Genomic DNA, 20,091 nt, shown 5'->3' on the forward strand with positions numbered 1-20,091 from the left:
TTCTTAGACGGACGGATAGCAGAAGCTGTCGGTCGAACAGTCACCGCCTTCCAGGCGAATTTGGTGACTGCGCAGACCTTTGGGGAAGTCGACATAAAAGTCATTGTTCAGCGTCAGCCCCCCGTTTTCGCCCACATCGGCCATCACCATTTGTCCGCCTTCGTCGTCGGGATAGAACTGGTTGTCCCAGGTGGAATAAAGCGAGTTGGTCCAGTAGACGCGCTTGCCGTCGCGGCTGATTTCTACCATTTGCGGGCCATAGGCAAAATCCTTGCCGTTGGAGTGCTTGGTGCCGCGGGCGATGCCGCCCAGCTCGACTTTTCCGGTCAGCTTCGGGTTCATCGGGTCGCTGACATCGTATTGATGCATCTCGCCCAGCCCCCAGCACGCAACATAGAGGTATTTGTCGTCTAGGCTCAGGTCGATATCGGTGACCAGCGGCGGCACGGCCTCGAACCCTTGCAACAGTGGCGGCAGGTTCTCGGGCTTTTCGGGGCGCGGGTCGATGGTGATCGTTTTCTTGGACTGCCATTTGCCGTCGTCACCGCGCCACCATGTGAAAATTGCGCCTTGCAGGTTGGTGGTGTCCACCACGACACCACAGAAACCATAAGATTTTGTCGGGTCATGCGCAGGGCGAATTTCCAGTGCCATCTGGTAATTGTCGCCAAAATCCATCGTCTGGATATTCTTACGCGCGCGCAAGTCCCAGAAGTGGATCGAATGGCCATACTTGTTCGACAACAGGTCCTCGGGCACCACGCCGTTTTCAAACTGCGGCGGCAAACCCCATTCGGAACTAACCATGTAGTCCTGCGGCAGGTTCCACCAGAAATCATAGTGCTTGTCCTGCTTGCCGCGATCCATCTCGTATTGCCCGATAATTTCGAACGTCTCGCAATCCATAATGAAGATGCCCGGAGGTCCGTCTGTGCCGTCTTCGCCGCCACCTCCAAGGCAGGAAACATAGATCCCTTCGGGACCGCAGTGGATGGTGTGCGGGCGCGAATAACCGGTTTTTGCAAATAGTTCTTCGGGTTCGATCGTCTTGTGGATCTTGGCCTTCAACGGGTCTTTCACGTCGATGATGTAAATACGTGAGGATCGGATTCCAGGTACGATCAGATAACGTCGTTCCAGAAAGGCGTGTCCGGTCAGAGGAGACAGAGATGACGAACAGGCGTTCCAGCCGAAATGGTGAAATTCGTCGCCTTTGTTGGGGACAATGACCTGATGTACGATCTGGCCATAGGTGTCTGAGTCCGGTTTGAGGTCAATGACCGCGATGCCATCAGATTGCGATCCGTCCGGGCTGAGCATTACAGTGAAGGCGTAGTTTTCCACCGGTGCCTGCATTGCAAGCTTAGGCGAGGCGTGAAACGTTGGATCTGGTCTCAGGTTCATTTGGTTTCCTCCGGTTTGTTGAATTTTTCCTATTCTCAGTGTCATCCTTTTGGCCAAAAGGGCCGCTAGTTGTTCGTTTCGTTATGTATCCGTCACGTTGCACAGCTGGATTGCGCCACTGACCTTCTTGGACAAACCTTTCAATTTCTCGCCGATCTCGATTCGGTATTCGGTGCGGAACCGGCGAATGGGGCCAACCGCACCAATACTGAACGTAGCTCCGATGTTGCCGATCGATACCGGTGCCGCAACGCTGGCAATTCCGATGTCGATTTCCTGATCACAATCGGCAAAGCCGCGTTCGCTAATTATCTCGAATTCGCGGCGCAGCTCATCTTCGTTCGTCTTGGTGTGTTCAGTATACGCCTTCAGGCTCCCTGACATGATGCTTTCGCGAAATTCCGGTTCCGCAAAGGCGGCAATGGCTTTCGAGCACGAGCAGGCATGCATGGGACGTACGCCCAAGCCCGGATGAATGAAGGCACGAGCGGGATCATCGGGTGTTTCTACGTGGATGATTTCAACTTTGTTGTCGCGAAAGCGCGCAAGAAAAACCGTTTCATTAAAATTTGTCGCTGCGAGGCGCATGAGGGGGGCTGCACAGCGCCGGACATCGGCATCGGACTTTCCGAGCAAGGCAATCCTGATCATCCGCTCGCCAATGATGTATTTTCCGTCATCAGAGGGTTCGTCGAGGAGATTTTGTTCAACAAGTGACTGAATGAGCCGGTAACATGTGGGCTTGGGCAGATCGGTTGCACGTTGAACCTCTGCCACCGAAACAGGGCGTCCGACGACTGCGATGATTTCAAGTATCTGGATCAGACGTTCTAGGTGCATATTAATGAAATTCTCACAATACGAGACTGTATATCGAATGATGGGAATCTTTCGTCCAAACGCAAGTATAATCTTTGGGAAATCTATATGCGGACAATGGCGGTGGCTGCGATTGAGACCGAAAAATTCCTTGAGATCATTGAGGTGGAGCTAGATGGATCACAGGCTGGCGAAGCCCTGATAGAGATCTATGCGACGGGGACTGTAGCTATTACCAACCCGGCCGAGGCCGAAATTGACTGAACCGGTTTCGCGTCGGATAGGGCGGGATAGGCCCAACGCTATACAAAGGTTACGACTTGTTGGCGCGGTTCAGATCATTAGTGTCGACCCTATGCATGCACCTAAGTAGATCCGTGCGGTTGTTGAATTCTGGCAAGGAAAGTTACCGACTTCATCTTTACTGAAGTTAATTAAAGCTAATTGAGTTTGACTGATATCGCCCTCTAGCTGCATTCTGCTCTGAATCGGAATTGCCGAATTTGGAGCCAGACGTGACCACTTCTGAACCTGATCGCGTCGTTTCAGTCGGCGAGCAATGCTCGCCTACCAGATGTGAACCGTCGGTAATCCTTGAATGTGCCGCTACCGGAGACGTAGCGCTAACCGCCACGCTGCATGAGAAGATCGGCACGTGTGTTCGAACCAAAGGCCCGTCGGGTTCATGGTACAAAGCCAACTAACCTGTGCGGAAAAATAATGAAAAAGTGACAACTGGGAGGAACCTTATGTCATTACCTGAACCATTTACGGATCTAGAGATAGAAACGGCGGATGCCGGTTTCTATGAGAATTACAGCGTACCGATCGCGCTGATCAGCAAGGGCATCATGGTTGCCCTTGTACTGTGGGCGCTTGTCTTCCCGGCCAATGCCAACAGCACCCTCGGTAGCTGGAATGGCAAGCTGTTGGAAATTTTCAACAGCTTCTACGTTGTCATTGTTGGCCTGTTTGCCATCTTCCTGGTGATTGTGGCGATCCTGCCGTCGACAGGGAAGCGGGTCATGGGAACACCTGGCGAAAAGCCCGAGTTCTCGAACTTCTCGTGGTTCTCGATGATGTTTGGCGCCGGTCTGGGTGTCGGCCTGATGGTCTTTGCGACCGCTGAACCGCTGGGCCTGTGGGGATCAAACCCCGAGGTCGTCTCCGGTGCAGTTGCTGGCAACGATCCCGAATCCGTTCAGTCGGCCTATCGGTACACGTTCCTGCACTATGGCTTCCACGCCTGGGCAATCTATGTGGTGACCGGCCTGTCGCTGGCCTATTACGCCTATACCCGTGACATGCCTCTGACCATTCGCGCGGCTCTGACACCGCTGTTCGGTCGTTTGATGAACGGTTTCCTTGGCCATGTGGTCGACGTTCTGGGCGTTGTTGCAACGATCCTGGGTGTGTCCGTGACTATCGGTTTTGGCGTCAGCCAGTTCATCGACGGTCTCTATGCCATCACCGGCATGGAATGGATCATGGACTTTGGCGGAGATGTTCCGACGCCAAGCAAAGTTGGTCTGATTGCAGGTCTGGTCGTTATCATGGGCTTGTCCATCATTTCGGCTGTCTCGGGTGTTGGCCGGGGTGTTAAATACCTGTCGAACCTGAACCTTGTCCTGTCGATCATCCTGCTGGGCACGTTTGTGATCTTCGGGTCCTTCGTCTTTGCCATGACCACTTATGGTACAGCGCTGGTTGACTACCTTCTGAACTTCCTCTCGCTGAGCTTCGGTGCCTATGGTCCGCTGTCAGCCGAGGCCTTTGCGGCGGCTCTGCCCGCCGAAGCGCAGGCACATGCGGATGCCCTGATGGGTGGCGCAACTAACGCCTGGGGCAGCTTTGATGGCTTCAAGAGCGGCTTGGAAGGCGCAGCAGCTGAACTGGACGAGGCCACGCTGGCCGCGGCATATGCCGCTGGTGAGCAGGGTCGTCAATTCGGCTGGCAGGCCGGTTGGACCACGTTCTACTGGGCCTGGTGGATCGCGTTCTCGCCGTTCGTGGGTCTGTTCCTTGCGCGCATCTCCAAAGGTCGTTCGGTACGTGAGTTCATTCTGGGCTGTGTCTTTGCACCGGCGCTGGTGTGCTTTGCCTGGATGACTGTTCTGGGTGGTACTGCGATTGATCTGGAATTGGCCGGTGCCGCAGAAGGCGCGATCATTGGTGCCTCGAACACAAACAAGCTGTTCGTGACCCTGTCCTACATGATCGACGGAGGGCTGCTGTCCATGCTGAACGTCATGTGCGTGATCCTGATCATGACCTTCCTGGTGACCTCAGCTGACTCGGGCATTCTGGTGATGAACACCATCATGTCCGGCGGCAGCCAGGAGACCGGCATCAAGCACCGCATCATCTGGGGGGTGATCCTGACGGCTGTGATCGGCGCGCTGATCCTTGCTGCAGGGGAAAACAACCCGATGGATGCGTTGCGCAACGCGATGATCATCGGTGCATTGCCATTTACCATGGTGATGGCCCTGATGATGGTCTCGCTGACCAAAGCGCTTTACCGCGACGGACAGCGTGACAAGCATGCTGACGCAAGCACACAGGCTGCCGAGTAATCAACCTATAGCGTTACGAACCTTGCGCCGCCCCTTTGATCGGGGGCGGCGTTTTCGTGCAGCGGTGGGTTAAGTTCTGACCAGTGTTTCGCGCCAGACGTCAGACAGGCAGCATGTTTGCAGAAGCAGCACAAATGCTACTGCGCGCACATGGTATGCCAGATCGGTGGTGATGCCTGGGCCATAGTCCGCCTCTTCGCAGCAATCAGAGATGAACATTACCCGTTGCACGAGCTAGACTTGCGGCATTGTCAGTGCTGTCTCGAAGAACTGGTACGAATTGATCTCGTACAGTTTGGACGAAAAATTGCTATCGGAATTGGAGTCGGCACCTAAAGAACGGTGCTTTCGCTTATGTCTATCCGGCGATTCAAACCTCGGTCAGGTGCTTTCTGACAGTTGGATCAATCCTATTACTTTGAATTGGGTAAATGCCACAAGCTGCGATCGCCTCGCGCGCAGTTACACGTTCGTGCAGACGTTTCCAGATTGTTTTGGCTGCGTATGGATGGGGGTATGGGCGCCAAGCAACGCCCATGGTCATCCCTCGCAAATACTTCAGTTGCTGGCGATGCGCCGAGTACAAGATTGTATTGGAAACGCTGCCTTCGCGCGCGAGCTCGTGTTCAGTCACGAATATCCTGTTCCCGCGCATAGTTACAAAGCCAGCGTAGCGCGAAATCTGATGCATGCTCTTGTCTGGAGACGTGGCAATTTCACGGGACCGGATCGTGATTAGCCCTTCAACTTCCTGAATGCGGATCAATGAACAGAAGATTTTTCCTTCCCAAGATGGCGTGCAGAAATAGGAATGATAAAAACCTATATAGCGCCTCAGGTTCTTCTGTTGCCCCCGGAAGGGTTCCAAAAACGCATCTGTGGGCGTTTTCCCAACTTGTGGCAGGACGCCTCTTAGCATTCGTTCGAAGCTTGCAGTTTCCTCGAAAAGCTGTGCTTCGGTCAGGTCGAAATGACGTGCAATGCGGCGCATGTTATGGGCAGAGGGCAGGCTGGAGCCATTCAAATAGCGATTGAATTGCTGTCTATTGACGCCGATTTCGCGGCAAATCTGCGAAATGTTTCCATGCTCTGCGCACAACGATCGTAAGTTGGCAGAAAAATACTCGGACACAAGAAAAACCTTTCGCGTTTTGACGCTATATCACTGCAAACTGCGTCAACTCGCATAAGATTGCACAATTTGATTTATCTGCAAATCGGTTTCTTCTTCAGCATCAGATCGTAACAGACAAGCTTCAGATGCCAATCGAAACAATCGAAAACACATGGATCACACTTGCCGATGGGCGACGGCTTGCGGCGCGCCTCTGGTTGCCCGAGACAGGCCCCACACCGGCCATTCTGGAATATCTGCCATATCGCAAACGTGACGGCACCGCGCCCAGAGACGAAACAACACACACGGTTTTTGCAAAGGCGGGCTATGCCTGTATTCGGGTCGACATAGCTGGCACCGGGGACAGCGAAGGGCAATTCGACGACGAATACTCGGAACAGGAACTACATGATGGTGAGGAAGTCATAGCCTGGATTGCCGCGCAGGATTGGTGTGACGGCAATGTCGGGATGATTGGGATATCTTGGGGCGGGTTTAATGGTCTGCAGCTGGCCTTCAGGCAACCACCTGCACTGAAAGCCATCGTCAGTGTCGCTTCGACTGTGGATCGATATGCCGATGACATCCACTTCATGGGTGGGTGCCTGCTGAGTGACAACATGAATTGGGGCAGTCAGATGTTTGCCTATCTGACGCGCCCAGCTGATCCAGAGCTTCGAGCAGATTGGCGACAGGACTGGCTTGCCCGACTGCAAAACGTCCCATTCTCTTCTGCAGATTGGCTGCGACATCAGACGCGCGACCCATATTGGAAGCACGGCTCAGTTTGCGAGGATTGGACCGCGATCCAAACCCCTGTCTTGGCGATTACAGGCTGGGCAGATGCTTACGTCAATGCGCCTCCGGCTTTGGCAGCCAACCTGACGGCGCCAACCAAAGCTATCATTGGGCCGTGGGAACACCGCTATCCGCACATCTCAAAGCTTGATCCCGCAGATTTCCATTCCGAAGTCGTCGGATGGTTTGACCGCTGGCTGAAGGGACAACAAAACGGCGCCGAGGACTTGCCTGCCTATCGGACATACATGCAGGAACACTTCAATCCGACTGCGCAAAACGGTCCTCGGAAAGGTCGTTGGATTGCAGAGACGGCATGGCCGTCACCTCATGTCTCAGAACGGGTCTGGCATCTGGTTCCTGGTGGGTTTTCGCGCGACCCGGTGGTTGGTGCGGTCGCTGTGGCATCGCCTTGCTATGTTGGTGAAGACAGCGGATATTTCTGTGCGGGCATGCGTATCGACAATGAACTTGCAGGGGATCAGGCCGGTGATGATGCCTTATCGGTCTGTTTTGACAGCTCGCCGCTGCAAACACCGCTCGAGCTGCTGGGTCGGGCAAAGCTAAAGTTTCAGTTTTCAGTGGATCAGCCGGTTGCCCAGCTTGTCGCGCGGCTGTGTGATGTTTCACCCGAAGGTGTGTCACAGCGGATCAGCTATCGTCCGTTGAACCTGTGTCACTACCACAGTCATGAGACGCCGCAGGTCCTGCAACCAGGTGAGTTCTACGAGGCTGAAATCACGCTGAACGAATGTGCGCACCATTTGCGCGAGGGCCACGTTTTGCGACTGGCGTTGTCGACGTCTTACTGGCCGATTGTCTGGCCAGCACCTCAATCGGCCACGGTAACTTTACACTTGCTAGATTGTGCTCTGCATCTGCCAGTGCGTGAAGTTACGCATGAAATTCAAGCCTCTGAACCCGGCCCGGCGCAGGCGTATCCGGTTCTGGCAGCTGAGCAGTTGCGTTTACCTTCAGCGCAATCAGAACGCACGGTGACCGAAAGCGGTTGCGTGGTTCTGGAGACGTTTGATGACTATGGTAAAACGCGCGATCCCTACCACGATCTGATTGTTGGTAGCGACGTACGCATGCGTTACCGCATTCACCCCGATGATCCGACAACCGCGTATTTCGAGACCGCTTGGAGTTTTTCGTTCGAGCGCGAAGAATGGCAGGTCGCCATCACGACCGAGTGCCGCATGACCTGTGACACCGAGAATTTCTATCTCTACCGCAAACTACGCGCCGCTGAAGGCGCAAATGAAATCGAAGTCCTAACAAGGGAATGGTCCGAAACCGTTCCACGCGGACTTCTCTGACTTAATCTAAGGGAGGATACTATGAAGATCGAATGGACAAAGGCCAATGTTGGTCGCCGGAGGTTTCTGAAAGGTGCAACTGCGCTAGGGGCCGCTACAGCGCTTCCGATGGGGTGGGCGAACCGCGCGTTTGCAGCAGACGACGGTGTTCTGCGGGTGCGGGCTTATGGTGATGCACAGAACATGGATCCAGCACATTCCGTTGGTGTCGTTGAAGAAGAAGTGCATGCCTCCATCTACAACAAGCTGATCCAATACAAGCCGGGCGAGGAATGGGGTTGGCAAATGGATGCGGCAACTATGATCGAGCAGGTTGACCCGACCCATATCAAGTTCGCATTGCGTGACGATATTGGATTCACTAACGGATTTGGCGCGATGACTGCTGAAGACGTCAAATTCAGCATGGAACGGATCGTGGACGACGCGACCGACAGTCCGAATAAGCCCGACCTAGGGCCATTCAGCCATGTTGAAGTGACAGGAGACCGTGAAGGGACAATCGTTCTGAACAGCCCGTTTGCCCCGATCTGGTCGATTGCCCTGCCGTATATTACTGGCAACATCGTCTCCAAGGCAGCGGTCGAAGCCGCCGGTGGCCGGATCGGTGCTGATCCGGTTGCGGAATCCGGCCCGTATCTGCGAGACAGTTGGTCGCCCAAAGAAAAGACCGTTCTAAAGCGCAACCCTGACTGGAAAGGGGATGCCCCCGCTTGGGATACCGTCGAGATCTATCCGATCGATGATGAAAACACGGCCGAGATTGCGTTCGAGGCAGGCGAGTTGGACGTAACTCGCGTGTCGCTGGGCTCAGTTGAGCGGTATCGCGCCGGGGTTCCCAATGGTGGGTCGCTGGTTGAGAAACCCTCGCTTTACTATGTCTGGATGGGAATGAACGTCGAGCATCCAAAGCTGCAAAATCAAAAACTGCGGCAGGCAATTCAGCACGCAGTGGATGTTCCGAGCATCCTGGAGGCAGCATATTTTGGAGCTGCTGAACCGGCTACCGGCATCATCGCACCGGGCCTTGCTGGCCATCGGCCATCTTCGCTTGTACCACCTGAGGCGAACTTCGAGAAAGCCGCGCAGTTGCTCGCGGAATCCGGTGAAACCAATGTCACGCTAACCCTCGATACGTTGAACAAGACGACCTTTACAACAACTGCACAGATTATTCAGGCGACGCTGGCGCAGATCGGAATCACGGTTGAGGTTAACGTTCTGGAATCCGGGGCATTCTGGGCGTCTGGTGACAATGAGAACCTACAGCTTGTTCTGAACCGTTTCTCGATGACGCCTGATCCGTATTATGCGACGTCGTGGTTCACACCAGAACAGATCGGGAAATGGAACTGGGAACGGTTTAACAGCCCGGAATTTAACGAAATCCATGAATCTGCGGCTGCTGAAACGGACATCGCAAAGCGAGCTGAAATGTATCAGCGTGCGCAGGATCTGATGGAAGAAAGCGGTGCTTATCGCTTTATCACTCACGAGGCGACACCGGTTATTCACAGCGCACGCGTCATTCCAGCGCTGCGGCCAGATGGCCTGTCCCTGCTTCGCTATTTTGGCAAGGCGACCTGATCTCCCCAGGTCGACCAGGTGCGGCGGGTGCATAACGCTCGCCGTGCCAACACCAACGCCATCAAGCCAAAAGGAGCCAGTTGGCCATGCTGAAATTCGCAACCCGTCGGTTCGGGCTGTCGCTGCTTATCCTGTTCGTGGCGGTCACCGTCATGTTCATGATGATCCGCGCCGTGCCAGGCGACCCGGTCCAAATCATGCTCGGCCCACGCGCCACGCCCGAGCTTCAGGCCCAACTCACAGTAGCGTTGGGGCTGGACCAGCCAATCTGGAAACAGCTTTTGATTTTTTACGGAAACCTCTTGCAGGGAGACTTGGGAACCGATGTCTTTTCGGGTCGTTCCGTGACTGACATCGTGTTCCAGCAACTACCATTCACATTGGAACTGATTTTCGCGTCGATCCTGTGGTCAGCTACGCTGGGCATCGCACTCGGCGCCTATGCGGCTGCGCATCCCAATACGTTGATCGACCGGGTTGCCGCCGCGATATCTGTTAGTTTTGTGGCCGCTCCGGCCTTTGTTGTCGCGCTCTTGGCTCTTTTGGTTTTTGCAGTGCATCTACAGTGGTTTCCCGCGATCGGTGCCGGGGAAGGCTTCCTTGACCGTCTTGACCATTTGGTCCTGCCCGCCTTTGCCATCGGGCTCAGTTGGGTTGGCTATATTGCCCGGTTGGTACGCGCCTCGATGCTGGAGGTTATGGGTGAAAGCCATGTCCGCACGGCCCGAGCCTTTGGTATCGCCGAACGTCGCGTAGTCATGGTGTACGCGCTGCGGATCGCCATTTTGCCCGTGGTTACCGTGATCGGTGTTGGGATGGGTTTTCTTCTCAGCTCGGCGGTTTTCGCTGAAATCGTCTTTGCCCGACCTGGTTTGGGCAAACTGGTCATCGACAGCATTACGACCCGAAACTACCCGATTGTGATGGGCTCTGTCCTAGTATCAACAGCTTTGTTCGTGGTGTCGACCGCATTGGCCGATCTGATCAATGCGCTGCTTGATCCACGCGCGCGCACGGCTCATTGAGGAGGCAGGCACATGGAAAAATCTCGTTCCGAAATGGGCCAGATCATAGTCGGCGTTGCGCGCGACCCGCTTGGTCTCATGGGCTTAATCATCGTCGGTGTCATCGTTTTCTGCGCAATCTTTGCGTATTGGATCGTACCCTATGATCCGATTGCGATGGATATCAAATCCCGCTTGCAGGGACCGTCCACAGCACACCTGCTGGGCACAGATCAGTTAGGGCGCGATACGTTTTCGCGGGTCATCGCGGGGGGCCAAGTTGCGCTCAAGGTGGCATTGCCCGCCGTGTTCGGAGCAATGGCGATTGGCCTGACACTGGGCATGATTGCAGGGTATGGGCCGAAATGGCTCGATAATCTTCTAATGCTGTTCTTCGATACCATCCGGTCCTTTCCGACAGTGATGTTCGCGCTGGCCGTTGTGGCCCTGATCGGGCCCAGTCTGCAGACGGTCGTGTTTGTCGTCATGGCGACCTCGATCCCAACATATGGGCGCGTGGCGCGGACCCAAACGCTGACACTCCGCAACTCTGAGTTCATCCTGGCTGAACGTTCAATGGGGGCCAGCATGGCGCGCATTCTAGGCGTTCATATGTTGCCCAACATCATTGGCGTTCTGGCTGTGTTGGCAGCCATGGATATCCCCACAGTCATCGCGCTTGAGGCCGGCCTGTCCTTCCTGGGTCTGGGCGTTAAGCCTCCGACCCCGAGCTGGGGTGCTTTGCTTAAGGATGGCTATTCCCTGATCCGCCAAACTCCTTGGTTGGTTGTTGGCGGAGGCCTGCCGATCATTCTGGCAACGCTTGGCTTCACGTTTCTGGGTGAAAGCCTGCGCGATGTAGTTGACCCGAAACTGAGGAAACAGCGATGACCGAGACACTTCTGGAAATCGACCAGCTTTGCGTCGATTACGAAACAGGCCGTGGCGACCTCAGGGCATTGAGGGACATCACATTCAACGTCAACAAAGGTGAAATCGTTGGCATCGTGGGAGAGTCCGGTTGTGGTAAATCCACGTTGATCTCATCCATTCTGCGTTTGACCGCGCCCAATACCCGGTTCCGTGAAGGAGAAATTAGGTTCAAGGGGAAGGATTTGCTGCAAGCCTCTGAGCGGCACATGCGGGACCTGCGCGGGGCGGATATATCCATCGTCTTTCAGGATCCGATGCAAACGCACAACCCGGTTCTGACTATCGGTCAGCAGATGCTGGATATTCAGCACCGATCCAGACAGTCCAAGGCTGACAAGTTGGCGCACGCGGCCAAAATGTTGGGCGCTGTTGGCATTCCTGACCCTGAGGCGCGTCTGGCGCAATATCCGCATGAATTCTCTGGTGGGATGCGTCAACGGATCGCCATCGCGATGGCGTTGATGTCCGAACCTGATCTTTTGATTGCGGATGAGCCGACAACTGCACTGGATGCGACGCTGGAGGTGCAGATCATTGAGCGCCTGCAAGAGCTGCAGCGTGAGTTTCACTGTGCCATCTTGTTCATCTCGCACCATTTGGGCGTGATCGCGGAACTCTGCGACAGGGTTGTTGTGATGTATGCTGGCGCAGTTGTTGAAAGCGGGGACGTGCGGGAGATTTTCCACAATCCTAAACACCCTTACACACGCCGACTGATCGAATGCGACCCCGGTCACATCAAAGAGCGTGCCCGTGTATTGCCAACCATTCCCGGTGAAGTGCCCGACTTGGCCAACCTGCCGGGGGGCTGCATTTTCAGGGATCGTTGTGATCAGGCCATGGCGCGTTGCGCCACCGAAGTGCCGCCACTGGATCAATTGAAAGAAGGCCATCACGCTGCGTGCTGGCTGAACCATCAGGAGGTCGCATCATGAGCTTGCTGAACGTTGTGGACCTCAATACCAGCTATGGCCCGGTCAATGTACTGGCGGGTGTCAGCTTTACCGTAGAACCCGGAGAGACTTACGCGCTGGTTGGTGAAAGTGGGTCTGGTAAAACCACGGTCATTCGCGCCATTGCCGGGTTAGCACCTGCGCAAGATGGCTCGGTCACCTTCGAAGGTCAGGAAATTCGGGGCGCACCCGAAAGTGTCATGCGCCCGTTGCGCAAAGACATGGCGATGATGTTTCAAGACCCGGTTGGAAGCCTGTCGCCGCGTCTGACCATCCGCAGTCTGATTACCGAGCCTTACCGCATTCAGGGCATGAAAGACCGTGACATGGACGCCGAAGCCAAGCGCCTGTTGGAAATGGTCAACTTGCCCACGCATTTCGCGGACCGCTATCCTTATCAGCTATCTGGTGGCCAAGCTCGGCGTGTGGGTGTGGCACGTGCACTGGCACTGGAACCCAAATTGATCCTTGCGGATGAGCCCACTGCAGGTCTCGATGTGTCGGTTCAGGGCGAGCTGTTGAACCTGCTTAACGACCTGCGCGAAAGGCTGGGGCTTGCGATGGTGATTATCACGCATAACCTTAGCGTCGTACGCCATGTGGCTGACAGAATGGGCATCATGTATTTGGGCCGATTGGTTGAAGAAGGTACAACCGAGGCCATCTTTAACGAGCCGCGCCATCCCTATACCCGCTGCCTGCTGAGTGCCAACCCAGAACCGGACCCGGATGCGCGGTTGGAACGGATTGCTCTCAAAGGTGAGCCCCCCAGTTTGCTCAAACGCCCGTCCGGTTGTGAATTCCGCGAGCGTTGTCCCTTTGCCAAGGATATCTGCACCCAGACCCCGGAATGGGAAGTAAATGGCGGCCACGGGCTGCGTTGTCTGGCCCCGCTGTCGTAGTAGGAAACCCAATGCCAAGCACACTATATTTTAACGGCACAATCCTGACTATGGATGCACAGAACTCCTCTCCAGAGGCTGTTCTGACCGAGGGCAAAAGAATTCAGGCCGTCGGTGCAGAAGCAGATCTGCGCGCACGCATGCCGGCTGACTCACATGAGTACAACCTTCAGGGTCGTACACTGATGCCGGCGTTTATCGACCCGCACGGGCATTTCCCGGATCCAGGGTTCATACGGCTGTTCCGTGTCGACTTATCTTCGCCTCCTTTAGGGGACTGCAAGCACATGGCACAGGCGTTGAATAGGATTCGGGAAAAGGCTGGCGAGACGCCCGAGGGTGAGTGGGTCATGGGCGTGTTGTTTGATAATACTGCCATTCGCGAAGGCCGCATGCCTACGCGGGCTGAGCTGGACGATGTATCACAGCGTCATCCAATCTGGGTTATTCATGCGTCGGGGCACTGTGGCGTAGCCAATTCTGTTGCCCTTCAGAGGCGCGGGTTAACCTGTCAAACACCTGATCCAGAAGGCGGCCGCTTTGGCCGTGATCCTGAAACCGGAGCCCTGACGGGATTGATCGAAGGATTATCGGCCATGGGCGAGATGGGCGATACTGATTTCCTGATCGACCGCGAAAGGTTCTGGCAAGGCTTTGAGGCCTGTCGTGACGAATACCTATCCTATGGTGTGACCTATGCCCAAAACGCCTGGGCGTCGCAAACCATGTTGGAACACTTTGCCAGCCAGCCCGCGGATCTGGATCCGGGAATAGACATTGAGCTCTTACCCGTCGGAAGTCTGGAACCCGAATTGTCCGAGCATTGGATCGGTACGAACTGGCCCGGCAACCCGCATTTCACACTGGGTCCGCGCAAATTGTTCACGGACGGGGCTTTTCAGTTGCAGACCGCGTTTTTGTCTACCCCGTATTTCAAGCCGTCCGATCCCTGTCACCCTTGTGGGATGGTTTACACCTCACAAGAACAGTTAGATGCCGACGTCAGAAAACTTCATAGCAAGGGCTTGCAAATGCATTGCCACTGCAATGGTGATGCCGGTGCCGAGATGTTCATAGATGCGGTGGAAAAGGCGCTTATTGCGCATCCTCGCCCAGATCATCGCCACACCATTATCCACGGTCAAGCTCTGCGGGATGATCAGTTGGAGCGTATGGTCCAGCTTGGACTTACCGTCAGTTTCTTTCCGGCTCATATACATTTTTGGGGTGATCGCCACTACGATACATTCTTGGGGCCGCAGCGCTCCGAGCGGATATCCCCTGCGGCGTCTGCTGAACGGTTTGGCTTGCGATATACAATCCACAATGATGCCTCGGTCACGCCGACGCGTCCGATCCATCTGGCCCACTGTGCGGTAAATCGAAAATCCGTTTCTGGTCGGGTGCTCGGTGAAGATCAGAAGATCAGCGTTCTGTCAGCCTTACGCGCTCAGACCATCGACGCTGCTTGGCAAGTCTTCAAGGACGAGCAGCGCGGTTCTGTCGAACCGGGTAAAGTTGCTGACTTTGTTGTCCTTTCGCGTAACCCACTGCACGATCCGGACCGCCTGACAGATACGCGGGTGCTTGAAACGATCCGCAATGGCCAAAGTGTTTTTGCTGCACCCCATACCGAACAAGAAATCGAGCACACATGATGGCGACCAAGCGTATTGCGATCGCGGGTTTTCAGCATGAAACTAATTGCTTTGGTGTGACGCAGGCCGGTCTGCACGAGTTTGAGATGGCCGATTCCTGGCCCAGCATGTTGCACGGTGCGCAGGTGATATCGGAAACGTTTGGCATGAACCTACCTATCGCCGGTTTTGCGAAGGCTGCAGCGGCAGCAGGATTTGAAATCGCACCAACCCTGTGGTGTTCTGCCGAGCCGTCTGCACATGTAACCGATCACGCATTCGAAACAATTTGCGAGATGTTGTTGGATCGCATCCGGGATGTGGGCGACATTGATGGCGTTTATCTCGATCTCCACGGGGCAATGGTCACCGAAAGCTTCGCTGACGGTGAGGGAGAGCTTCTGCGTCGTGTACGTGAAGTTGTGGGCTTCGAATTGCCAGTGGTCGCAAGTTTGGACCTTCACGCCAACATCTCGGCTGAGATGGTCGACAATGCAGACTATTTGTCTGTTTTCAGAACCTATCCCCATTTGGATATGGCGGAAACCGGCGCACGATGCGTTCCTGTCCTGCAGCGGTTGCTAGCGGGCGAAACGCTCTACAAGGCTTTCCAACCGGTGCCTTACCTCATCCCTATGCATGCGCAATATACGGGCTCCAAGCCATTCAGCGAGATCTATCAGTTGCCCGAAAGATTTGAGAAGCAGGAAATTCTGGCAGAAATTGCCCTCGGCTTCACCGCGGCGGACTTCTCAGACACAGGCCCATCATGTCTTGCCTACGCGGCCACCGCCCAGAAAGCTGCTGCTGCCGCGGAAGAAGTCGTGCATTTGTTCGTATCTCGCGAAGCCGATCTTGATTGTTCGATGTTGTCTCTAGAGGAAACCGTTTCGATATGTCGCGAGAGGCGGGGAAAACCCATTGTTGTCGCAGATGTCCAGGACAACGCTGGTGCGGGCGGGACATCAGATACTACAGGTTTGCTGGCAGCACTGATTGAGGGCGGGACAAAGAGTGTCTTAATGGGTCTGTTCCATGACCCTGAAAGTGCAAAACAAGCCCATGAGGCCGGAGAAGGTGCACGGATAAAACTTGCGGTCGGTGCAAAGTCCAACTTGGCTGGGCACGTTCCAGTCAAAGCAGAGTTTGAAGTTCTGGCTTTGGGTGATGGCCTTTGTCGCTATACCGGAAAAATGTATGGCGGTGGGGTAGCTACGCTGGGCGAGACAGCTGCCCTACGTTTGGTTGGGCACGAGGCAAGTATTGACCTTGTTGTCACAAGTATACGGAACCAATGTCTTGATCGCGCGCATTTTACTCATATCGGACTAGACCCAAAGAACTACGCGGTTATCTGTGTAAAAAGCACCGTACATTTCCGAGCGGATTTCGAACCTATTGCAGGAAATATCTGTTCCGTTTCTTCGCCAGGTGCCTTTCTCTGCAACCTGGAAGAAATCCCCTACACTTGTATCTCCAGAAGGCTGGTTAACACTCGCTGCGCTACCGTTGCCTCAACTGGCACAGGCTAGCGAATTCCGCTGATCTTGCGGGTCCATTATCATCTGTGAAGCGCGCCTTTTGCGGGCTGTGTGGGGTTTTGAGCGAGGCAGTTAACTGCCTCGCATTGTGCCCTTATTCTCGACGGCCAAATTCTAGGAGGTGATTTCGGCCAAGAGAATTTCAGCTCTCTGCCAGCAGACAATAGATAATCATCGTCATCCGCTCGGTTGGAATGTGAAACCAGGCGAACTTCTCAAAGACGGATAACGGATTTTGCGCCAGGACTTCATCCATGGACATGCCCTGATCGACGAGGGGTTTCATCGTGTCCTTGATCGCAAGCATCAAATCGACCGAAGCCTGCATGTCGAACTTGTTATGTACGTGTATCTTCGCGACCTAAACCCATCTCCTTGATCAGGCTGTCTGGATGTAGACTCCGTTCCTAGTGAGGATGTTTCGATCAGAGCCTGCAGATTTCCGATCAGATCACGGGAAATTTCAAAGACCGCATTGTACTTTCCTTTTCAACATAAGTTCCATTTCTTTCCCGCGCAGGGTATGTCAGGCCTGACCCAGCGAACCTGGTTCGTGAAAATGATAGAGGTCGTGAAGCAAACTATGGTCGGTGAATTGAGTTCCGAGCAGGCCGTGCGCGGCGCGATTCAGACGCATTCGAGGCGCGTCTGGCGGTTTGGGCTTGCCCTGTCGGGTGCTTCCGATGTGGCCGATGATCTGTTGCAGGCCACTTGCCTGCGTGCGCTTGAACGCCACCACCAGGTCACGTCATTTGAGCGGTTGGACAGTTGGTTGATGACGATCTGCCGTTCAATCTGGTTGAATGAGCTGCGTGCCCGCTCGGTCCGAAAAGCGCAGGCACTGTCGTTGACCCCAGAGTCAGAGCTGATTGCATCCGGACCGGACTCGGAAACGAATATATTCGCCGCCGAAGTGTTTACCCAAGTGATGCAGTTGCCAGAAGCACAGCGAGAAACGGTGATGCTGGTCTATGTCGAAGGCTATAGCTACCGCGAGGCCGCAGCATTGCTGGAGGTGCCAATAGGAACGATCATGAGCAGGCTGTCCAATGCGCGACAAAAACTGAAAGTCGTGATGCAGCATGAGGCGGCAGATGCCGTTCGACGGAGTCGCAAATGAAGTTTTCCGATGAAGTTCTCAAAGCGTATCTGGAAGGCAAAGCGAATGAAGCCGAGGCACAGGCGATAGAAGCTGCGGTTGCGGCCGAACCCGAGCTTGAGGCGCGCCTGATGGGGCTTGATCCATTCGCACCGGTGGTACAAGCGGTGTTTGAACATGTCCCGGCCGAGATGCCCCGGATGGTTTTGCCTGACCCAAATGCCGAGATACAAACCAGTGGCGGTCCTCTGCGCCTGTTGGCCGTAGCTGCATCTGTCGCGGTGATTTCTGTGTCGGCCACATATTTGGTAACCAGGCCTCAGCCCATGGGGTGGGCTGAGCAGGCGGCGATCTATCAATCACTATATGCGGCGGACACGATCGCGGGGATGGACAGCTCGGAACAGGCGTTGACAACTCAGTTTGATCAGGCCGAGGCACAGCTGGGTCTGTCCTTGAGACGTGACACTCTTGAGGCGTTGCCGGGGATGGAATTGAAGCGTGCGCAGGTGTTGTCCTTCAGGGGCAAACCGTTGGTTCAAGTGGTCTTTGCGAATGAACAGGGCCAGCCTTTTGCCTTCTGTGTCATTCGTCAGGGTGAAGGCGCGCCAAGCAAGGATTTGAAAGAGGCAGTGCTCAGCGGGTTGGCGACGGCGACCTGGTCCAAAGACGGTTATGGCTATATGTTGATTGGTGACAGCGATCAGACTGACCTGGAAAGTAAGCTGGATATTCTAACCGCGACCTTTGCAAGCTGAGGTCGCGTCAAAAACGCCTTGTGAACCTGCGGAAATACCAGAAATATAGCGGACATGACCACCACACCCGTCATTCCCGATCCGGATGAGGACGAGGACCCCCTCGGCCCGCGCAGCATCTATGATGATGACGACGCTGATGAGGATGATCTGTGGTTCCTGCCACCTGACGAAGAGGCTGTCGAGGATTTCCTGCCGCCCGGTCCAAGGGTCGACCGCAGTCTTTTGTTTGATCCCAGGGACTGGCGTGCGGCGCAGGCAGATCTGTCGTTGGAACTGGCCGACCTGGCAGTTAGTTTCGGCGCCTTGGACGAACGTTTGCGCGCCGGCCCGGATGGGTGGACACACCGGCTGGCGCTGATGGATGTATCCGATTTGGGATGGTGGACCGGAGACCGGATCAGCGTTGATCGGCTGGCGCTTTGGACCGGGCTTCGGATTGGTGCAACCGGGGATGATGTGCAGGCCCTGTACCGCGCGGGTTGGGCCGTACGGCGGCTAACATCCGGCGCCGCGCCATCGGATGGCGGGTGGGAGACCGGCCTGACAGCCTTTTTAGATCGTATTGCGCAGGGGATTGACGAAGTCCCCGAAGCCATCGCCGATCTTGCCGAAGTCATGCGCAATTCCGAGGGGCTGCACCCGGTGACGGAGGCCGCCATCGGTTTTCATGCCTGGCGGGCCCTGTCTCAAGGCATCGGACAGGATACCGAGGCTGCAATCATTGCCGCCCGTCATGCGGCCAAGATGGGGCGGGGCGGGGCTGTGTTCATGCCCTTGGTTCTGTCGGGTCCGGGTGCGTTGAGAGGTGTTGGTGAACCATCAGAAAAGCTTGCTGCCTGGATCAGGGGAACAGGGCAGGCGGTATTGTCCGCCTTGCTGCACCTGGACCGGGTCAGCGCCTGGGAGCAACGCGCCAGAGAGACCACTGCAGAGTTGAGCGGGCGCACACCACCAAGACTGGTCGACGTGTTTACGGCTTGGCCAATGGTCTCGGCCCCATTGGCGGAAGAGCTGACTAAAGCCTCACGCGCTGCGGTTCAGCGCAACATTGACCGTTTCAGCCGGAGGGGCTTGATCCGCGAGGTGACAGGGCAGGGACGTTACAGAGTTTGGACAGCGGCGCTGTAGCCCAAACAGGGTCATCAGACCAATATGCCCGGTCTGCCGCATTGAATACCAGCTGCCGCAGGTTTTTGCCTGTGCAGATGTGAATGCCCGTCCCATTTTTGCCCCCGCATTACTGGCTAGTGGGAACAGGTCTAAGGGCGGCAAAGTGTTTGGCCGGGTCGTATATATGTCAAAAGTGGTTCTTAAATCAAAAGTTTAACTCGCAATTTGTGAAAACTATTCTTGGTTGACGGTGTGGATGGCAAGCCACCTCAGGCGCAGTACTCCTTCGGAGGGTCCGGGCAGTGCTGTTGTCGAACAAACCATCATTTTAAATTGGGCTGTTGAAACATTGTCCGGCCTATTGCCGTCAGCAGAGGATCGGCTAGAGGTAGGTTAACGTGTTATTGGCGAAGGTATGGATCCGTCATCCGATCTGGAGGATTTGGCGCAGGTCGAATAGTGACCGAGAATGCCCCGCTCCGACCCGCCGCCAATTCCGAGGCATGCCGATGCACCGTCTGAAAAAAG

The 20,091-nt window shown here is 55.2% G+C and carries 18 protein-coding genes; 13 read left to right on the forward strand and 5 right to left on the reverse strand.

Going from position 1 to position 20,091, the window contains the following annotated elements; genetic code table 11:
- Window positions 1–3: 3 nt before the first annotated feature.
- Both AC2FJW_RS07785 and AC2FJW_RS07790 read right to left on the reverse strand, forming a co-directional pair.
- Window positions 4–1,404 carry a selenium-binding protein SBP56-related protein gene (locus tag AC2FJW_RS07785; RefSeq protein ID WP_281995033.1) on the reverse strand — a complete coding sequence of 467 codons (1,401 nt, stop codon included), beginning with the start codon at window positions 1,402–1,404 and terminating at the stop codon, window positions 4–6.
- An 81-nt stretch (window positions 1,405–1,485) separates the two neighbouring features.
- Complete coding sequence (locus AC2FJW_RS07790) at window positions 1,486–2,244, reverse strand: IclR family transcriptional regulator (RefSeq protein WP_496749731.1); 759 nt, start codon at window positions 2,242–2,244, stop codon at window positions 1,486–1,488.
- 87 nt (window positions 2,245–2,331) lie between these two features.
- Here AC2FJW_RS07790 and AC2FJW_RS07795 point away from each other — a divergent pair, with 87 nt between their 5' ends.
- Both AC2FJW_RS07795 and AC2FJW_RS07800 read left to right on the forward strand, forming a co-directional pair.
- Window positions 2,332–2,487 (forward strand): hypothetical protein, encoded by a 156-nt coding sequence (locus AC2FJW_RS07795; protein ID WP_281995035.1) that lies wholly within the window; start codon window positions 2,332–2,334, stop codon window positions 2,485–2,487.
- A 485-nt stretch (window positions 2,488–2,972) separates the two neighbouring features.
- Window positions 2,973–4,799 carry a BCCT family transporter gene (locus tag AC2FJW_RS07800; RefSeq protein WP_496697191.1) on the forward strand — a complete coding sequence of 609 codons (1,827 nt, stop codon included), beginning with the start codon at window positions 2,973–2,975 and terminating at the stop codon, window positions 4,797–4,799.
- Window positions 4,800–4,868: 69 nt separating this feature from the next.
- On the opposite strand, the gene AC2FJW_RS07805 is transcribed toward AC2FJW_RS07800, so the two are convergent.
- Window positions 4,869–5,018 (reverse strand): hypothetical protein, encoded by a 150-nt coding sequence (locus AC2FJW_RS07805; RefSeq protein WP_496749732.1) that lies wholly within the window; start codon window positions 5,016–5,018, stop codon window positions 4,869–4,871.
- Between the two features lie 151 nt (window positions 5,019–5,169).
- Window positions 5,170–5,931, reverse strand: a complete 762-nt coding sequence (locus AC2FJW_RS07810) for a helix-turn-helix transcriptional regulator (protein ID WP_281972993.1) — start codon at window positions 5,929–5,931, stop codon at window positions 5,170–5,172.
- A gap of 128 nt (window positions 5,932–6,059) precedes the next feature.
- Here AC2FJW_RS07810 and AC2FJW_RS07815 point away from each other — a divergent pair, with 128 nt between their 5' ends.
- The 8 genes from AC2FJW_RS07815 (at window position 6,060) to AC2FJW_RS07850 (ending at window position 16,584) form a co-directional block, all read left to right on the forward strand.
- On the forward strand, window positions 6,060–8,036 hold the full coding sequence (locus tag AC2FJW_RS07815; RefSeq protein WP_496749733.1) for a CocE/NonD family hydrolase: 1,977 nt from the start codon (window positions 6,060–6,062) through the stop codon (window positions 8,034–8,036).
- Between the two features lie 21 nt (window positions 8,037–8,057).
- Window positions 8,058–9,623, forward strand: coding sequence for an ABC transporter substrate-binding protein (locus AC2FJW_RS07820; RefSeq protein WP_142636091.1), 1,566 nt, complete (start codon window positions 8,058–8,060; stop codon window positions 9,621–9,623).
- An 86-nt stretch (window positions 9,624–9,709) separates the two neighbouring features.
- Window positions 9,710–10,648 (forward strand): ABC transporter permease, encoded by a 939-nt coding sequence (locus tag AC2FJW_RS07825; RefSeq protein ID WP_496749734.1) that lies wholly within the window; start codon window positions 9,710–9,712, stop codon window positions 10,646–10,648.
- A 12-nt stretch (window positions 10,649–10,660) separates the two neighbouring features.
- Window positions 10,661–11,518, forward strand: a complete 858-nt coding sequence (locus tag AC2FJW_RS07830) for an ABC transporter permease (protein ID WP_281995038.1) — start codon at window positions 10,661–10,663, stop codon at window positions 11,516–11,518.
- A complete protein-coding gene (locus AC2FJW_RS07835; RefSeq protein WP_271948711.1) occupies window positions 11,515–12,495 on the forward strand; it encodes an ABC transporter ATP-binding protein in 981 nt (326 codons plus the stop codon). Before AC2FJW_RS07830 ends, AC2FJW_RS07835 begins: the two co-directional genes overlap by 4 nt.
- A complete protein-coding gene (locus tag AC2FJW_RS07840) occupies window positions 12,492–13,415 on the forward strand; it encodes an oligopeptide/dipeptide ABC transporter ATP-binding protein (protein WP_142636099.1) in 924 nt (307 codons plus the stop codon). The genes AC2FJW_RS07835 and AC2FJW_RS07840 overlap by 4 nt, the downstream gene beginning before the upstream one ends.
- A gap of 11 nt (window positions 13,416–13,426) precedes the next feature.
- Window positions 13,427–15,073 carry an amidohydrolase gene (locus tag AC2FJW_RS07845; RefSeq protein WP_496749735.1) on the forward strand — a complete coding sequence of 549 codons (1,647 nt, stop codon included), beginning with the start codon at window positions 13,427–13,429 and terminating at the stop codon, window positions 15,071–15,073.
- Window positions 15,073–16,584, forward strand: a complete 1,512-nt coding sequence (locus tag AC2FJW_RS07850) for a M81 family metallopeptidase (protein ID WP_496749736.1) — start codon at window positions 15,073–15,075, stop codon at window positions 16,582–16,584. The genes AC2FJW_RS07845 and AC2FJW_RS07850 overlap by 1 nt, the downstream gene beginning before the upstream one ends.
- Before the next feature lie 151 nt (window positions 16,585–16,735).
- On the opposite strand, the gene AC2FJW_RS07855 is transcribed toward AC2FJW_RS07850, so the two are convergent.
- Window positions 16,736–16,879: a hypothetical protein gene (locus AC2FJW_RS07855; RefSeq protein WP_496693718.1), complete on the reverse strand. Its 144-nt coding sequence runs from the start codon at window positions 16,877–16,879 to the stop codon at window positions 16,736–16,738.
- 237 nt (window positions 16,880–17,116) lie between these two features.
- Here AC2FJW_RS07855 and AC2FJW_RS07860 point away from each other — a divergent pair, with 237 nt between their 5' ends.
- Genes AC2FJW_RS07860 through AC2FJW_RS07870 form a run of 3 tightly spaced genes read left to right on the forward strand, consistent with a single transcriptional unit; the run spans window position 17,117 to window position 19,581 of the window.
- Entirely contained in the window at window positions 17,117–17,713 is a 597-nt protein-coding gene (locus tag AC2FJW_RS07860; RefSeq protein WP_246097204.1) for an RNA polymerase sigma factor, read from the forward strand.
- Complete coding sequence (locus AC2FJW_RS07865; protein WP_496697128.1) at window positions 17,710–18,450, forward strand: hypothetical protein; 741 nt, start codon at window positions 17,710–17,712, stop codon at window positions 18,448–18,450. The genes AC2FJW_RS07860 and AC2FJW_RS07865 overlap by 4 nt, the downstream gene beginning before the upstream one ends.
- Window positions 18,451–18,504: 54 nt before the next feature.
- Window positions 18,505–19,581, forward strand: a complete 1,077-nt coding sequence (locus AC2FJW_RS07870) for a helix-turn-helix domain-containing protein (RefSeq protein WP_496749737.1) — start codon at window positions 18,505–18,507, stop codon at window positions 19,579–19,581.
- The last annotated feature ends 510 nt before the right edge of the window (window positions 19,582–20,091 follow it).

Source organism: Ruegeria sp. CDSA020, from assembly GCF_059612345.1.

Bases quoted from the DNA above. Each gene is read 5' to 3' on its own strand.
- AC2FJW_RS07845 (WP_496749735.1), top strand. From the start codon at position 13,427: ATGCCAAGCACACTATATTTTAACGGCACAATCCTGACTATGGATGCA.
- AC2FJW_RS07850 (WP_496749736.1), top strand. From the start codon at position 15,073: ATGGCGACCAAGCGTATTGCGATCGCGGGTTTTCAGCATGAAACTAAT.
- AC2FJW_RS07865 (WP_496697128.1), top strand. From the start codon at position 17,710: ATGAAGTTTTCCGATGAAGTTCTCAAAGCGTATCTGGAAGGCAAAGCG.
- AC2FJW_RS07870 (WP_496749737.1), top strand. From the start codon at position 18,505: ATGACCACCACACCCGTCATTCCCGATCCGGATGAGGACGAGGACCCC.
- AC2FJW_RS07805 (WP_496749732.1), bottom strand. From the start codon at position 5,018: ATGTTCATCTCTGATTGCTGCGAAGAGGCGGACTATGGCCCAGGCATC.
- AC2FJW_RS07820 (WP_142636091.1), top strand. From the start codon at position 8,058: ATGAAGATCGAATGGACAAAGGCCAATGTTGGTCGCCGGAGGTTTCTG.
- AC2FJW_RS07790 (WP_496749731.1), bottom strand. From the start codon at position 2,244: ATGCACCTAGAACGTCTGATCCAGATACTTGAAATCATCGCAGTCGTC.
- AC2FJW_RS07825 (WP_496749734.1), top strand. From the start codon at position 9,710: ATGCTGAAATTCGCAACCCGTCGGTTCGGGCTGTCGCTGCTTATCCTG.
- AC2FJW_RS07860 (WP_246097204.1), top strand. From the start codon at position 17,117: ATGTCAGGCCTGACCCAGCGAACCTGGTTCGTGAAAATGATAGAGGTC.
- AC2FJW_RS07855 (WP_496693718.1), bottom strand. From the start codon at position 16,879: ATGAAACCCCTCGTCGATCAGGGCATGTCCATGGATGAAGTCCTGGCG.
- AC2FJW_RS07830 (WP_281995038.1), top strand. From the start codon at position 10,661: ATGGAAAAATCTCGTTCCGAAATGGGCCAGATCATAGTCGGCGTTGCG.
- AC2FJW_RS07785 (WP_281995033.1), bottom strand. From the start codon at position 1,404: ATGAACCTGAGACCAGATCCAACGTTTCACGCCTCGCCTAAGCTTGCA.
- AC2FJW_RS07795 (WP_281995035.1), top strand. From the start codon at position 2,332: ATGCGGACAATGGCGGTGGCTGCGATTGAGACCGAAAAATTCCTTGAG.
- AC2FJW_RS07840 (WP_142636099.1), top strand. From the start codon at position 12,492: ATGAGCTTGCTGAACGTTGTGGACCTCAATACCAGCTATGGCCCGGTC.
- AC2FJW_RS07835 (WP_271948711.1), top strand. From the start codon at position 11,515: ATGACCGAGACACTTCTGGAAATCGACCAGCTTTGCGTCGATTACGAA.
- AC2FJW_RS07815 (WP_496749733.1), top strand. From the start codon at position 6,060: ATGCCAATCGAAACAATCGAAAACACATGGATCACACTTGCCGATGGG.
- AC2FJW_RS07800 (WP_496697191.1), top strand. From the start codon at position 2,973: ATGTCATTACCTGAACCATTTACGGATCTAGAGATAGAAACGGCGGAT.